General features: G+C 62.7%; 15 protein-coding genes. 6 read left to right on the top strand and 9 right to left on the bottom strand.

The window, feature by feature from the left end:
• Together E2583_RS18520 and E2583_RS18515 are read left to right on the top strand one after the other, a co-directional pair.
• Positions 1–287: winged helix-turn-helix domain-containing protein (locus E2583_RS18520; protein ID WP_291597679.1), on the top strand; the 287-nt coding region annotated here is incomplete at its 5' end.
• Complete coding sequence (locus E2583_RS18515; RefSeq protein WP_291597678.1) at positions 287–1,507, top strand: ATP-binding protein; 1,221 nt, start codon at positions 287–289, stop codon at positions 1,505–1,507. The genes E2583_RS18520 and E2583_RS18515, both read left to right, overlap by 1 nt.
• A gap of 48 nt (positions 1,508–1,555) precedes the next feature.
• On the opposite strand, the gene E2583_RS18510 is transcribed toward E2583_RS18515, so the two are convergent.
• Genes E2583_RS18510 through E2583_RS18500 form a run of 3 tightly spaced genes read right to left on the bottom strand, consistent with a single transcriptional unit; the run spans position 1,556 to position 5,402 of the window.
• Positions 1,556–2,893 carry a UDP-glucose/GDP-mannose dehydrogenase family protein gene (locus E2583_RS18510; RefSeq protein ID WP_291597677.1) on the bottom strand — a complete coding sequence of 446 codons (1,338 nt, stop codon included), beginning with the start codon at positions 2,891–2,893 and terminating at the stop codon, positions 1,556–1,558.
• Positions 2,890–3,900 carry an NAD-dependent epimerase gene (locus E2583_RS18505; RefSeq protein WP_291597676.1) on the bottom strand — a complete coding sequence of 337 codons (1,011 nt, stop codon included), beginning with the start codon at positions 3,898–3,900 and terminating at the stop codon, positions 2,890–2,892. Before E2583_RS18505 ends, E2583_RS18510 begins: the two co-directional genes overlap by 4 nt.
• Positions 3,897–5,402 carry a glycosyltransferase family 39 protein gene (locus E2583_RS18500; protein ID WP_291597675.1) on the bottom strand — a complete coding sequence of 502 codons (1,506 nt, stop codon included), beginning with the start codon at positions 5,400–5,402 and terminating at the stop codon, positions 3,897–3,899. The genes E2583_RS18505 and E2583_RS18500 overlap by 4 nt, the downstream gene beginning before the upstream one ends.
• A gap of 139 nt (positions 5,403–5,541) precedes the next feature.
• Between E2583_RS18500 and E2583_RS18495 the strand changes: the two genes are divergently transcribed.
• Together E2583_RS18495 and E2583_RS18490 are read left to right on the top strand one after the other, a co-directional pair.
• Entirely contained in the window at positions 5,542–6,558 is a 1,017-nt protein-coding gene (locus E2583_RS18495) for a glycosyltransferase family 2 protein (RefSeq protein WP_291597674.1), read from the top strand.
• The gene (locus tag E2583_RS18490) at positions 6,555–7,490 is read left to right on the top strand and encodes a lysylphosphatidylglycerol synthase transmembrane domain-containing protein (RefSeq protein ID WP_291597673.1); all 936 of its coding nucleotides are present in this window, start codon (positions 6,555–6,557) and stop codon (positions 7,488–7,490) included. Before E2583_RS18495 ends, E2583_RS18490 begins: the two co-directional genes overlap by 4 nt.
• Here E2583_RS18490 and E2583_RS18485 read toward each other — a convergent pair.
• Positions 7,481–8,785 carry an O-antigen ligase gene (locus E2583_RS18485; protein ID WP_291597672.1) on the bottom strand — a complete coding sequence of 435 codons (1,305 nt, stop codon included), beginning with the start codon at positions 8,783–8,785 and terminating at the stop codon, positions 7,481–7,483. The genes E2583_RS18490 and E2583_RS18485 overlap by 10 nt on opposite strands.
• Before the next feature lie 75 nt (positions 8,786–8,860).
• Between E2583_RS18485 and E2583_RS18480 the strand changes: the two genes are divergently transcribed.
• Positions 8,861–9,625 (top strand): glycosyltransferase family 25 protein, encoded by a 765-nt coding sequence (locus tag E2583_RS18480; RefSeq protein WP_291597671.1) that lies wholly within the window; start codon positions 8,861–8,863, stop codon positions 9,623–9,625.
• On the opposite strand, the gene E2583_RS18475 is transcribed toward E2583_RS18480, so the two are convergent.
• On the bottom strand, positions 9,615–10,748 hold the full coding sequence (locus E2583_RS18475; RefSeq protein WP_291597670.1) for a glycosyltransferase: 1,134 nt from the start codon (positions 10,746–10,748) through the stop codon (positions 9,615–9,617). The genes E2583_RS18480 and E2583_RS18475 overlap by 11 nt on opposite strands.
• A 64-nt stretch (positions 10,749–10,812) precedes the next feature.
• On the opposite strand from E2583_RS18475, the gene E2583_RS18470 reads away from it, so the two are divergent.
• Entirely contained in the window at positions 10,813–11,778 is a 966-nt protein-coding gene (locus E2583_RS18470) for a capsular polysaccharide synthesis protein (protein WP_291597669.1), read from the top strand.
• Positions 11,779–11,824: 46 nt separating this feature from the next.
• On the opposite strand, the gene E2583_RS18465 is transcribed toward E2583_RS18470, so the two are convergent.
• From E2583_RS18465 to radA, 4 genes are all read right to left on the bottom strand, one after another.
• Positions 11,825–12,034 carry a zinc-finger domain-containing protein gene (locus E2583_RS18465; RefSeq protein WP_291597668.1) on the bottom strand — a complete coding sequence of 70 codons (210 nt, stop codon included), beginning with the start codon at positions 12,032–12,034 and terminating at the stop codon, positions 11,825–11,827.
• Between the two features lie 142 nt (positions 12,035–12,176).
• Entirely contained in the window at positions 12,177–13,115 is a 939-nt protein-coding gene (locus E2583_RS18460) for a branched-chain amino acid transaminase (protein WP_291597667.1), read from the bottom strand.
• 81 nt (positions 13,116–13,196) lie between these two features.
• A complete protein-coding gene (locus E2583_RS18455) occupies positions 13,197–13,652 on the bottom strand; it encodes a glycerate kinase (RefSeq protein WP_291597666.1) in 456 nt (151 codons plus the stop codon).
• A 181-nt stretch (positions 13,653–13,833) separates the two neighbouring features.
• Positions 13,834–14,777: DNA repair protein RadA (gene radA, locus E2583_RS18450; protein WP_291597664.1), on the bottom strand; the 944-nt coding region annotated here is incomplete at its 5' end.

Raw genomic sequence — 14,777 nt, 5'->3', positions numbered from 1 at the left:
TGGAAATCGATCGTGATGCCCGTACCGTGTCGGTGGGCGAGCAGCAGGCCGATCTCACTTCCTACCAGTTCGATCTGCTGGTGGCGCTGGCCGAGCGTGCCGGCCGCGTGCTCACGCGCGACCAGATCATGGAGGCCGTGCGCGGGCGCGAGCTGGAGGCCTTCGATCGTTCCATCGACGTGCACATGGGCCGCATCCGCGCGGCGATCGAGGCCGACCCCAAGGCTCCCAAGCGCATTCTCACGGTGCGCGGCGTGGGCTATGTCTTTGCCAAGCAACAAGACTGATGAAGCTGCTGCATGTCTTCTCTCAGCGCCTGTATCTGCGCATCTGGCTGGCCGTGGTGGTCGGCGTGGCCGTGCTCACGCTGTGCGTGGCCTGGGCCTGGAATATCGCCGAGGAACAGCGCGCGCAGAACAGCACCACACCGCCCTCGCGCGAGATGGTGCTCAGAGGCCCCGAGGGCGAGGTGGTGGTGGAGGGGCGGGGCAACCGCGTCTCCGGCTCGCCCGTAGATGGCGTGCGTTTTGAAATCGCCGCCAGGGACGGTCAGGTCTACGAGCTGTGGATGGCGCCACGCGAATGGCGCGAGGGCCGGCCGCCGCCACGTGACGGTGCCGTCGCCTTCTGGCTGAGGCCGCCATTCGGCTTTCTGTGGATGCTGGGCCTGGTCGGCGTGGCGGTGGTGGTGGGCGTGTTTCCCATCATTCGCCGCCTGCTCAAGCGTCTGGAAAACCTGCAGCGCGGCGTCAAGCGCTTCGGTGAGGGCGATCTGTCGGTACGCGTGCCCGAGCACGGCCATGACGAGGTGGCGGATCTGGCACACCAGTTCAACGCCGCTGCCGCGCGCATCGAGACCCTGATGACCTCTCACAAGTCTCTGCTGGCCAATGCCTCGCATGAGCTGCGCTCGCCGCTGACGCGCATCCGCATGGGCCTGGAATTCATGGGGGACGATCCGGCCAGTGCGCGCGCCAAGGCCGAGATCCAGCGCAATATCGGCGAGCTGGACCAGCTGGTCGACGAGATCCTGCTGGCCAGCCGGCTGGACTCCAGCGAGGTCGATGTGGGCACGGTGGAGTCGGTTGACCTGATCGGCCTGGCCGCCGAGGAATGTGCTCGCATCGATGCCGATCTGGAGATGCAGACCGAGGGTCCGCTGGAGGTGCAGGGGATCGCCAAACTGCTGCGCCGTGCCGTGCGCAATCTGCTGGAGAATGCGCGCCGCTATAGCGAAGGCGAGATCACGCTGTCGCTGTCCAGGCAGGACGGCATGGCCGTGATCCGTGTCGAGGATCACGGTCCAGGGGTTCCCCAGGCGCAGCGCGAACGCATCTTCGAGAAGTTCTATCGCCTGCCCGGCGCCAGCGAGCGATCCGGCGGTGTGGGTCTGGGCCTGTCGCTGGTGCGCTCGATTGCCGAGCGACATGGCGGCACGGTGCACTGCGAGGCACGCAAAGACGGGCGCAGCGGTGCGAGCTTTGTCATCTGCCTGCCGATGGTCTGATCCTCCCGCCGGAAAAGCCCCGCAGGTTCCACCCTGGCGGGGCTTTTTTCAGTGCGGCGGCTGGGCGGGACGACCGATGGAGACATAGCCCAGGCCGTGGCTGGCAGGCAGGGCAGGCTCGTAGAGGTTGCGGCCGTCAAAAATCATTCTGTCGCGCAGCGTTGCGGCCAGCAGATCAAAGTCCGGAGCGCGGAAGATCTGCCATTCGGTCACGATGGCCAGGCAGTCTGAATCCTGCACGGCAGCCAGAGGGCTATCCGCCAGCTCCAGGTCGGCACGTTCGCCGTAGATCCGGTGGGCTTCCTTCATGGCCACGGGGTCGTAGGCCCTCACCCTGGCACCGGCAGCCCAGAGCGCCTCCAGCAGATTGCGGCTGGGCGCTTCGCGCATATCATCGGTATTGGGCTTGAACGCCAGGCCCCAGACGGCGATGGTCTTGCCCTGCAGCCGGCCGTTGTAGAACGCGCTGATGCGCTCGAACAGCACATTGCGCTGAGCGAGGTTGCGCTCTTCCACCGCGTTGAGCAGCAGAGGCTCGAAATCGACCTCTCTGGCGGTATGGATCAGCGCCTTCACATCCTTGGGAAAGCAGCTGCCGCCATAGCCCACGCCCGGGTAGATGAAGTGGTAGCCGATGCGTGGATCGCTGCCGATGCCGCGGCGCACGGCCTCCACATTGGCCCCCAGCTTTTCCGCCAGATTGGCGATTTCGTTCATGAAGCTGATCTTGGTCGCCAGCATGGCATTGGCCGCGTATTTGGTCAGCTCGGCACTTCGAACATCCATCACCACGATCTTGTCTCGGTTGCGGTTGAAGGGAGCGTAGAGCTCGCGCAACTTGGCTTCGGAGGCCGGATTGCCGGTGCCGATGATGATGCGGTCCGGGCGTTGGCAGTCGCTCACGGCCGCGCCTTCCTTGAGAAACTCGGGGTTGGACACCACGTCGAACGGGTGCTGCAGATTGCGTTGTGCAAGGCCTTCCGCAATCACGGCCGAGACCTTGTCCGCCGTGCCCACGGGCACCGTCGATTTGTTGATGACGATGCGCGGGCCGTCCATGTTCCTGGCGATGGTGCGGGCCACGGCCAGCACATATTGCAGGTCGGCGCTGCCGTCTTCATCGGGCGGCGTGCCCACAGCCAGAAAGATCAGCTCGCTGTGCGCCACGCCTTCTGCTGCATTGGTGGTGAACCGGAGACGGCCCAGTTGCTGGTTGTTGATGACGAGTGCATCGAGGCCAGGTTCATGGATGGGAATCTGGCCGGCCTTGAGCGCAGCCACCTTTTTCTCATCCACATCCACGCACAGCACCTGATGGCCCACATCGGCCAGGACCGCACCTTGCACGAGACCGACATAGCCGGTACCAAAGACAGTAACTTTCATACGCGATAAAAAGAGCGATACCAATCGACAAAGTGCTGCACGCCGGTGGCCACAGGCATGGCCGGCGAGAAGCCGATCCAGGCCTGCAGTGCACGCGTATCCGCCGAGGTGCTGTGCATGTCCCCGGGCTGTATGGGCAGCATCTGCTTGTGGGCAGTCATCTGCAGGGCCCCCTCCAGTGCCGCGATGTAGTCCATCAGCACGGTGGGCGCGTTGTTGCCGATATTGAAGATGCGATAGGGCGCGGTGCTGGTGCCGGGGTTGGGGTTCTGGCTGTCATAGCCGACATCGGGTGTGGCGGGCTTGTCCAGCACGCGCATGATGCCTTCGACGATATCGTCGATATAGGTGAAGTCGCGCACCAGCCTGCCTTCACCATAGACATCGATGCGCTCGCCGGCCAGCATGGCCTTGGTGAACTTGAACAGGGCCATGTCGGGGCGGCCCCAGGGTCCGTACACCGTGAAGAAGCGCAGGCCTGTGGTGGGTATGCCGTAGAGGTGGGAGTAGGTGTGAGCCATCAGCTCATTGGCCTTCTTGGTGGCCGCGTAGTAGCTGATGGGGTGATCCACGGCATCGCTCTCGGCGAACGGCATCTTGGTGTTGCCGCCGTAGACGCTGGAGCTGCTGGCGTAGACCAGATGTTCGACACGGTGTGTGCGGCAGCCTTGCAAGACATTGCCGAAACCCAGCAGATTCGAGTCGGTGTAATCGTCGGGCTGGTCGATGGAGTAGCGCACGCCGGCCTGCGCGGCCAGATGCAGCACCCTGGAGGGAGCCACTTCGGCAAACAGCTCGGCCATGCCGCGCCTGTCCGCCACATCGAGCTCCACGAAGCGGAAGCGGGGGTGCGGGCGCAGCACATCGAGACGGGCGTGCTTGAGCGCCACGTCGTAGTAACTGTTGAGGTTGTCTATGCCAACCACGGGCACGCCTTGCTCAAGCAGTCGCCTGGCGCAATGCATGCCGATAAAGCCGGCACAGCCGGTGATCAGAACGGGACTCATGGGGCAATCCAGAGGTATTGATATTGCGCAGGTGTTGCGCTGGCAGGCATTTTCTCGAAAGGAATGCTCAGTGTCTGCACCGCGGTCTTTGCCCGGGTCGTGAAGATGCCGTCCCACCAGCCCGGGACGGGCTTGTCGGCGCGTGTGATCAGCAGCAGGCCGCCTGTGGCATCGGCCCGCGACCGGGAAAGGCATTCGCTCAGCTGTGCGCCCTCGGAGCAGCTCAGGGCGTAGGTGTGCGGGAACTGCGAATGCAGCATGGCCGCCAGCATGTGGTCCGAGCCGACAATGACTCCCTGGCCGCTGTAGCCTGCCCGGTGCAGCTCCTGGGCCAGCGCCTTGACCGGATGGTTGAGCTCGTCGGGATCGTTCTTGCGGCCGCCCTGCCAAGGGCGCAGCGTGGCCATGATCAGAAAGACCAGTGCGAAGAGGACGACGAATACGGTGAAAAGGCGGCCCACGCCCTGCTCCAGCAGTGCAGGGCGCCAGACATAGAGGGCCAGGGGCGCGACGGCCGTCAGGGGCAGCATCCAGCGCTGCTTGAAGTCCGTGACATCCGCCGCCAGCACCATGCCCAGCAGGCAGAGGGCAATGACGAGCAGGTAGTTGCGCAGCAAAGGCCAGGCCCAGACCTGGGCCGGCAGGGACGCATTGCCGCCGGTTCTCCAGAGTCTGGAGCGGTAGCTGACGAGAACGGCAATCAGCCACAGGCCCAAGGTGGCAAGCAGGGCCTTGAGCAGATTGCCCAGACCTTTCAGATGTGAGGCGTCGGCGGAGATGGACATCTTCTGCACGGTTTCAGTGGTTGCCATTCCCCAGTGCGAAGCCAGCCAGAAGCCATGGGGCGCAAACACCAGCAGACCGGCCAGAGGCGCCAGCCACCAGCCCCTGGCAAAGAGGGCGCGACGCACCTGCGTCACCGTCATGGAGGCCATGAACAGGGCTGCGATGAGCATGGCATAGCTGTATTTGGACAGCATGCCCAGACCGCAGAAGAGGCCGATCAGAACAAAATTGACGGCCTGCGGCCTTTGCACCTGGCGCAGCACAGCCCACCACAGGCCCATGGTCATGGCCGTCACCATCACCGTATGGGTCTGGTCGCGTAGCGAATCCCAGCCAAAGGGGGGCATGAGCAGCAGACCTGCGGCAACCCACCAGGCCCCTTTCTGGTCCAGCAACTGCCGGCCGGCCAGCCATGCCAGGCCATAGGTCAGGGCAATCAGCAGATGTTTGAGCAGGGCCAGAGCCAGCACCGAGGGGCCGAGAATCTGGCAGACCGCCCATTGCATCCAGGTATACAGAGGCGGCTGCGGTCCATAGCCCAGTTGCAGGTGCTGGGCCCAGAGAATCTGTTCGGACTCATCCCATTTCATGCCTGCAGAAATGCCGATGCGGGACAGGATATGGGCGAAGACCAAAAGTGCCAGCCATATCCATGGCTTGGCATAAAGGGCTTGCTGCCAGTCGGGGCGAATAGAGGTCGAGGAGTTGTATGCCATGGGATTTGGCGGGTGCACATGTTTTGATAGTGCGCACTTACGATTGCGCTTGGCTTTGCAGGCCAAACAATGGGTCTGGCGCAAATGGCACCTGGGGTATTCAGTTAGTATAGGTGACTGTTATCCCCAATCATTCAGCATGACGTCCGTGCACGATTCAAACCCCGAAGTCTCCATCGTTGTTCCTGTATATAACGAGTTCGATAATTTGCCCGACCTGGTGGCCCGCATTGACGAGGCCATGCGCACCCAGACGCTGAGCTACGAACTGATTGCAGTGGACGATGGCTCGACGGATGGCAGTGCCAAGCGTCTGCGCGAGCTGGCCGAACAGCATCCCTGGGTGCGTGCCGTCTGTCTGGTTCGCAACTACGGCCAGTCCAGCGCGCTGCAAGCCGGTTTCGACCGGGTGCGTGGCCGTTATGTGGTCACGCTGGATGCCGACCTGCAAAACGAGCCCGGCGATATTCCGCTGTTGCTGGAGCGCCTGGAAAACGACCCCGATGTGGACATGATCTCGGGCTGGCGCAAGAACCGCCAGGACAAGGCGCTGTCACGCCGTCTGCCCTCGGTGCTGGCCAACCGCCTGATCTCCAGATTCACCAATGTGCAGCTGCATGACTACGGCTGTGCATTGAAGGCCTATCGCCGCGAGATCATCGACCGCATTCGCCTCTATGGCGAGATGCACCGCTTCATTCCCTCGCTGGCACGCGATGCCGGGGCCCGTATCACCGAGATTCCGGTGCGCCACCATGCACGCACGCGCGGCGTCTCCAAATACGGCATCGATCGCACCTTCCGGGTGATTCTGGATCTGATCTTCATTGTCTTTTTCATGCGCTTTCGCCAGCGTCCGCTGCATGCCTTCGGCGGCATGGGTCTGTGGATGGCTGCGCCTGGCGTGCTGATCCTGCTGTGGCTGCTGGCGCAGAAGATCATGGGCGAATCGATTGGTGGCCGTCCCCTGTTGATGGCCGGAGTCATGCTGGTGCTCATGGGCATGCAGTTCATCGCTGCGGGCCTGATCGGCGAGCTGCTCACGCGTATCTATTACGAGTCGGGCAGCGGCCTGCAGTACTACGCCAAGGATTACGGCGCTGTCGAATACAAGCCCTCAGGCAAGGCCGCGAAAACCGAGAACGCGATCCTGTGAGCAAGGCGCGTAAGGCGTTTGTCCGGGCCCTGATGGGCATTGCGTTGCTGACTGCCGTGGTCTATCTCGCCAACCCGGTTCAGCTCTGGGGGCGGCTGCAGCAGGCCAGTCCCTGGTGGCTGCTGAGTGGGTTTGGGGTCTCCATTGCATCGAATGCCGTGTCGGCCTGGCGCTGGCGTGCCATGGCTGGCTGGCTGGGCGCCGAGATGTCGGTAGCGTCCAGCATGCGCTGGTACTTTCAGGCGATCGGCCTGAATGTGCTGCTGCCTGGCGCTGTCGTGGGCGGTGATGTCTATCGTGCGATCGCGCTGCACAAGACCGGGCAGGCCAAGGCGGCAAGCACTCTGTCGGTGATTCTGGATCGTGTCAGCGGTCTGTGGATGCTGTGTGCGATCGGCGGTCTGGGGGCGGTGGCCTGTGCGCCGACGCTGTCCCCCTGGCTGCGCATGGATACCACGATCTTCGTCACGCTGCTGCTCGCCCTCACCATGATCTGGCTGCTGCTGCCCTGGGCCGTTCTGCAAGGCTTGCGCCGCCACTGGTTCAAGCTGCCCGGTGGATGGCTGGAGCCTGTGCGCATGGCGGCCAGCAGCCCGGACTTTCTGTCGCAGCTCTGGCTGCAAGCGGCGTCCTCGGCGCTGGTGCAATTGCTTTCCGCCGGCGCGCTGGCCTGTGGCGCGATCTCTCTGGGCCTGCATTTGCCGCTGGCTGTTTGGGCCTTTGCCATCGCCCCGGTGTTTCTGATGGCGGCGTTGCCGGTGAGCGTCGGCGGCTGGGGCACTCGTGAAGCCGCAGCCGTTGCGGCGCTGGCTCCATTCGGTGTGCCTGCGGTTCTGGCCGTCGGGGTCGGCCTCCTGTATGGCGTCTTTGCCCTGGGACAGGGGGCTCTGGGAGCCTTGGCCCTGGGCTTGCCGGGCAGGTCTCAGGACTGAGCTGCAGGGGCAGACGGTGCCTCCAGCCTGCAGATACCGCCCCAGAGCACGGCCAGGCTGAAGATGTAGAACATGTTTCCGCTGTTGTGTGCGAAGAAGACCTGGGTCCAGCCGAAGCCGAAGTAGGCCAGCGGCAGCAGCGTGGCGGCGGCCCGAAGAGCCAGCAGACTGGAGCGCTGTGCCGCATTGGCACGCGCCAGACGGCGCGGCGTGGGCCAGAAAATGGCGGCAGGCACGGCATAGAACGCCAGCAGAAGGATCAGTCCCGGCAGCCCGCGCTTGACCCACATGTCCAGTATCTCGTTGTGGGCATGCCCAAACTCCATGACCGAGGGGTGGGCCAGGCCTTGATCGACCATCTGCTTCTTGGCCGCAGGGTAGCCGGCCAGTCCCCAGCCGCTGAAGGGGCGCTGTTCAATCAGATGGATCGCAAGCCGCCATTGTTCCAGGCGCTGGCCGACCGAGGTCATTGCATATTGCTGAGGATCCTCCAGATATTGGGAGACTTCCCGGGCGGCCTCGGCGCTGCGCTGTTCCAGCTTTTGGTAGGTGGGCACTGCCACGATCAGCCCCAGAATGAGCATTCCTGCGGCGGCCATGCTGGCCAGACGCCTGTAGCCATTGAGCCATGCCATCAGCCAGATGGCCGCGATCAGCAACGGGATCACGACCCAGGAGCCGCGGGAGTCGGAAAGAAAGGACGCACAGACACCAAAGGCACCCAACACGCCCAGGGTGGCCGTCCGGGACTTGCTCCAATGGCCCAGCAAGGCGAGTGACAAAGTGGCAAAACCCAGATACATGGCAATGCCGCCATACTGGATGGCATTGGTAAAGCCGGATACTCGAGGCATCTTCAGCACGCCGGCCTGATAGATGGCAATGGCCAGAGCCCCTGCGCAGCCCAGAGCCAGGCCCCAGACGATCGCAGAGAGCCGGACACCTGATTTGCTCAGATACCAGAGGCTGAGCGAGGCCAGCGCATATTTCGCGCCGTAGCCCCAGCCTGCCGCCGAGAACCAGCGGTCAAAGGACAGGCTCCAGAGCAGTCCCAGCACCAGCATCAGCCCCACCAGCGCCAAGGTTTCACGCCGGGCAGGGCCTTTGGGTCGGGCGGCGATGGAGCCTGCCAGCGTCAAAAGAGCCAGGGCGGTGGATCCGTAGGAGTAGCCTGAAGGAACGCAAAGACTCAGTGCAAAGAATGCAAAGCAGGCGGCATCCAGGGCATGGGCAAAGACGGTGGCCCGCTGGCCGGGCTGGCCGGGTTCAGGCGTGACGGGTGTAGACACATTCATAGTTGTGATCGGGTTCTTCTGCGAGGCATTGGGCTTCAACCTACACTGCAGGTCTTGTGTTCGGTGCAGAAGTGTATGTCCTCATTACCCATTGTCTTTATCAATTTGTCCAAGGACGCGGAGCGACGCGAGCGCATGACAGCCCAGTTCGCGCAAATGGGGTTGACGGCATCTCGCCTGCCTGCCGTGTGGTGGGCGGATCTCTCGCCGGCCGAGCAAAGGCATTACTTCCGAGCGCGGAAAAGCCACGGCCGCTATTTCAAACCCCTGAGTAACGGAGAGAAGGGCTGCTATGCCAGCCATCTGAGGTCGTGGCAGCAGCTTCTGGACGGAGATGCACCCGCCATGGTGGTTTTCGAGGATGATGTGCGACTGCTGACGCAGTTGCCGCAGGCGCTGGCGGCGATCGAGGCCCTGCCTGCCGACGGCAGCTGGGACATGATCAAGCTCTACGGACGCGAGTCGGAAAAGATTGCCAACCAAGGGACTCTGGTCGAAGGGGCACTGCAGCTGATTTCCTATCAACGGGTGCCGAGCTTCGCCGCAGGCTATGTCATCAGCCGATCCGGGGCCCGCAAGATGCTGGAGACACGTGTTCCCTTCGACAGGCCGGTGGATGTGGATATCCGCTTCTGGTTTGAGAACGATTTGCGTGTGTTCGGGGTCCACCCCTCGGTCATCGCCCTGGACGACACCAGCGAGGTCAGCAGCATCTGGGGGCAGCAGGCTGCACCGACGAGCCGCCTGCAGAAAATGCGCAAATTCAAGATGAAGCTGGCATTGAACTGGGGCAATTTCCGCGCGGCAAAACCCCAGGTATCGGCAGTTCTCAGGCCCTGAGTGTCAGCAGCGATTGATACTGGCCCCACATCTGTTCGCGTCCATAGTGGCCGAGGGCCTGGGCACGCGCCGCCGAGCCCAGACGCTGGGCCAGCGCGGGGTTCTGGAGCAGTCTTTGCAGTGCGTCCGCCATGGAGTCCGGGTCTGACTCCGGCACTCGCAGGCCGTCCACCTCGGGAGTGACGACTTCCCGGGCTCCGATGACATCGGAAACGACACAGGCGCAGCCTGCGGCCATGCCTTCCACCAGGGCCAGAGGCATGCCTTCCCAATGTGTCGCCAGAACAAAAATCTGCGTCCTGGCCAGCCGCTGTGGCAGGTCCGAGACGTTGCCCAGGAAGCGAACCTGCTGCTCAAGCCCCAGCTCCGCCACCAGCCTCTCGGCCCGGGCCCTGAGCGAGCGCTTGCCTGCGCCGGCCAGATAGAGCATGGGTGTCAGGCCCCGTTGCCTGAGTGCGCCCAGAGCCCTGATCAGCGTGTCGTGATCCTTCTGGCGCGCAAAACGGGATGCCATATAGATGGCGGGCTCGCGCTCCTGCCAGAGCGATGGCATGGCCTCCTGGGGAAAGCGTGTCAGGTCGATGCCGTTGCAGATGGCAATGCATTTTTCAGCCGGGAAACCCCGCTCGATCAGGCTGGTCCTGACGCCTTCGGAGACGCCGACATGGGCTTGAGTGAACGGCTCCAGCGCCAGAGCCTGGCGCAGACGACGCGGCGTGTAGCGCTCACGCGAGTTGTGTTCCACATGGAAGATATGTGCTACCCCCTCGGCCGCCGCAGCGCGACGGCCCCAGATATGGTCGCTGAAACCATGGGCGAACATCGCATCGGGCTTGAACCCGCGAAGGATCTTGCGCAGTTCCCAGACGGTGAGTGCATGCAGCCAGTTGGACACCACGACAACGCGCAGGCCTTGCTGGCGCAGGGCTTCAATCTTGGCCTCATCCGTGCTGGGCTTGCGGCGCAGCACCAGCAGAACTTCATAGCCGGGCGTGCGCAGTGCAGCCAGACTCAGGTCCACCGCGACCTGGGTCGCGCCGGAGAACCCTCCGGTCACGAAGTGAAGAATACGCACCGGCGTTGTGCCATCGGTACAGGGTCCGGCAATAGGGTATGAATTCATTGTTCTGATAGACAATCTGCGCAAATCATTTTGTGTCTATTGTTTCTTCTTGTTTGTCGGTGCCATGACCCGGATTCCTGCCCAATTGTTCAAAAGCGCATTACAGCTGGTTCAGCCCCGCACGCTGAAATCTTCAGCAAGCTACGGCGGTGTGGCACCGTTCATTGTCGACGGCGAGTCGGTGGCCACCGCACCGGCGCTGGCGGCCCCGCAGGGGGCCGCGATTCCCAGAAAGCTGTGGACCTACTGGAACCATCCTCAGCCGGATTCGTTCGTGCGCGAATGCATCCAGAGCTGGCATTTGCAGTGTCCGGATTATGAGGTATGCCTTGTGCATCCAGGCAACTTGGCCGAGTACGTGGAGCCAGGGGCGTTGCCTGCCCAGTTCCTTGAGTTGCATCCCACGAAGCAGTCCGACTGGCTGCGCCTGTATCTCGTGGCCCTGCACGGGGGCTTCTGGCTGGATGCCAGTACCTTGCTGACGCGTTCGCTGAGCTGGATGCAGGCAGCCGCCGACCCAAGGACCGAGTTTGTGGGCTTCTATCTTGAAAAATTCACCACGCAGGTGCAGACGCCTGTCATTGAAAGCTGGGCATTTGGCGCTTTGGCAGGCGCGGATTTCATCGTGGCCTGGCAGAGGGAATTTCACCAGGCCTTGATTGTGGAGGGCACCGAGGCCTATCTGCGGCGCCTTCAGGCCCGCCCGGACTGGGCCGGTATCCGGCAAAACATCGGTGACCCCCATTACCTGCTGATTCATGTCACGGCACAGCAGGTGCTGCGCCAACGGCAGTTTTCACGCATGGCATTGTTCAAGGCCGAGGACTCGGCCTATTACTACCACCATGCCTTGCGCTGGAAATGGTATTTGCTGTACCCCCAGCTGTGTCGGGTTCAGGGGCCGAGGATCAGCGCCCCCATCGTCAAGCTCAGAGGCGGTGAGCGACGGCATTTCACGGAAATGTTCAAAGCGCACGGAGCAGCGGTGCCAGGAAGCACCTGGCATCGGGCTCTCAATCCCGACACATAGAAAAAGAGGCTCCCGCCGGGAGCCTCTCTGATCGGCGATGGCTGCTTCAATGCCCGCCGGAAAACACCTCGCCAGCCTTCAGGCGGTACGTTGTGCCGCAATAAGGACATTTGGCATCGCCGGTCTTGGCCACATCCAGGTAGACCTTGGGGTGGCTGTTCCACAGCTTCATATCGGCCTTGGGGCTGGGGCAGAACACACCACCCTGGGCGTTCAGGTCTTTGGCGGCCAGTTCGACGACGGCGTTCGTGGTCATTTCTCGTGTCTTTCGTGTTTTCAATAATGAAGCTTGGCCGGCAATACTGGCGCAATGAAGATCAGAAGCACCAAGCAAGGGCCGTCCCGCAGCGGCGGTGCGGTCCCTCGAGGGGGACTGCACCGCCGCTCGGGGGGATGATTTATACCAAGGTGAGCCAGTGGGCGTATTTGGGGTTGCGGCCGTTGACGATGTCAAAGTAGGCCGCCTGGATTTTCTCGGTGATCGGGCCACGGCGGCCTTCGCCGATCTGCACGCGATCCACTTCGCGGATGGGCGTGACTTCCGCCGCGGTGCCGGTGAAGAACAACTCGTCCGAGATATACAGTTCGTCGCGGGTGATGCGCTTTTGCACCACTTCCAGGCCGAGGTCCTTGCAGATGTGCAGCACGGTGTTGCGGGTGATGCCGTTGAGTGCGCCGGCGGACAGGTCGGGGGTGTAGATCACGCCGTCCTTGACCACAAAGATGTTCTCTCCCGAGCCTTCGGAGACAAAGCCCGATGCGTCCAGCAGGATGGCCTCGTCGTAGCCGTCGTCCAGAGCCTCCGTATTGGCCAGGATGGAGTTGGTGTAGTTGCTCACCGCCTTGGCCTGGCTCATGGTGATGTTCACATGGTGGCGGGTGTAGCTGGAAATCTTGGTGCGGATGCCGCGCTGCATGCCTTCCTCGCCCAGGTAGGCGCCCCAGGCCCAGGCCGCCACCATCAGGTGGATGGTGTTGCCCTTGGGCGAGACGCCCAGCTTGCGGTCGCCGATCCAGGTCAGCGGGCGCAGATAGCAGGATTTGAGGCCGTTGGCCCTGACCACCTCGACCTGGGCCTGATTCACCTGTTCCTGGCCGAACGGAATCTGCATGCGCAGGATCTTGGCACTGTTGAACAGGCGTTTGGTATGTTCTTCAAGGCGGAAGATGGCCGTGCCTTTTTCGGTTTCGTAGGCGCGCACGCCCTCAAAGGCACCGCAGCCATAGTGCAGCGTGTGGGTCAGCACGTGGATCTTGGCGTCGCGCCACTCCACCAGCTGGCCATCCATCCAGATCTTGCCGTCGCGGTCGGACATCGAGGGAACAACAGGGCTCATAAAACCATCCTCTATGGGTTGTGTGTTCGGCGGGCGCTGCTGCCGGGTCGGCGGCAGCGCTTGTCTCCTGAAGCTGCCATTTTAGGGGGAGGTCGGCTCCGATGTCCGGGCAGTTGCTTCCGTAGTAGTCGGGTTCAGGTCTTCCTTGGGCCCGGGACGCTGCAGCTCCCATTTCATGAGACGGCCGGCGACGAACTCACAGGTCACATGGGACTGTGTACCGTCGGTCCAGCGGTAGATCTCGGGGCTCTGGCCTTCTTCGGACAGGCGCTGGCCCAGGGAGCGGGTCATGGCCACCACGTGGACCAGCGGGACCTTGGGCTTGAGCTTGGCATTGAGCATCACGGCGCTGCCCACATAGCCGATAGGCCGGTCCGATGCCTTCTTCATGATGGACATCAGGCGTGTGAAGTGCAGCAGCACCCACATGATGATGCCGCCTGCCACGGCCGCCACGCCGGGCCAGCCCGCCGAGTTGTAGGCCGCGATCACCAGAACGATCAAGCCCAGGGGAACCAAAATATTGCGCAAATTCATGGGCTTATTGTCTTACGAGGGTATGGGGTTGAGTGTGCGGACAGTGCGTATGCCCGCACAGGTGGCATTGATCAGGCGATCTTCAAAAAAAGTAGCTGAATGCATATTGAAATCAATGATTCAAGATCATTTGTAGCCCGATGTTGAGGCCAAGAAATCGTGAGCAGCTATCAAAAATGAATCAACCTATGCCGCGCACGATGTTGATCGCCTCATCCACGCGCTCCACGGCATGAATGGTCAGGCCGGCGATGGGCTTCTTGGGGGCATTGGCCTTGGGAACCACAGCGATAGTGAATCCCAACTTTGCCGCTTCCTTGAGGCGCTCCTGGCCGCGCGGTGCAGGGCGCACCTCACCGGCCAGACCGACCTCGCCAAACGCGATAAAGCCTTTGGGCAGCGACTTGCCTCGCAGACTGGAAGTGATTGCCAACATCACGGCAAGATCCGCTGCCGGCTCGTTGATGCGTACTCCGCCCACGGCGTTGACGAACACGTCCTGGTCGGCGCAGGCCACGCCCGCATGGCGGTTGAGCACCGCCAGCAGCATGGCCAGCCGGTCGCGGTCCAGGCCGACGGAGAGGCGCCGCGCGGCCGGACCGCCCTGGTCCACCAGGGCCTGGATCTCCACCAGCATGGGACGCGTGCCCTCCAGCGTCACCAGCACGCAGCTGCCGGGCACGGGTTCGCTGTGCTGGCTCAGGAAGATGGCGCTGGGGTTGGTTACGCCCTTGAGGCCTTTTTCCGTCATCGCGAAGACGCCGATTTCGTTGACGGCACCAAAGCGGTTCTTGATGGCGCGCACCAGACGGAAGTTGCTGTGCGTGTCACCTTCGAAATAGAGCACCGTGTCCACCATGTGCTCGAGCACGCGCGGGCCGGCCAGCGCGCCGTCCTTGGTCACATGGCCCACCAGGATGATGGTGATGCCCGTGGTCTTGGCTGCTCGCGTCAGGTGGGCCGCGCATTCGCGCACCTGTGCCACCGAGCCCGGGGCCGAGGACAGCTGGTCCGAATACACGGTCTGAATCGAGTCGATGACCACCACGGCGGGCTGGGTGGCCTCCACGGTGGCCAGGATTTTCTCGAGCTGGATCTCGGCCAGCACATTGACCTGGCTGTTGT

It is taken from the genome of Comamonas sp. (assembly GCF_009360615.1).
Classification (GTDB): Bacteria; Pseudomonadota; Gammaproteobacteria; order Burkholderiales; family Burkholderiaceae_C; genus Comamonas.
The sequence above is the reverse complement of the archived record's forward strand: the minus strand, read 5'-3'. Positions and strand labels throughout refer to the sequence as shown.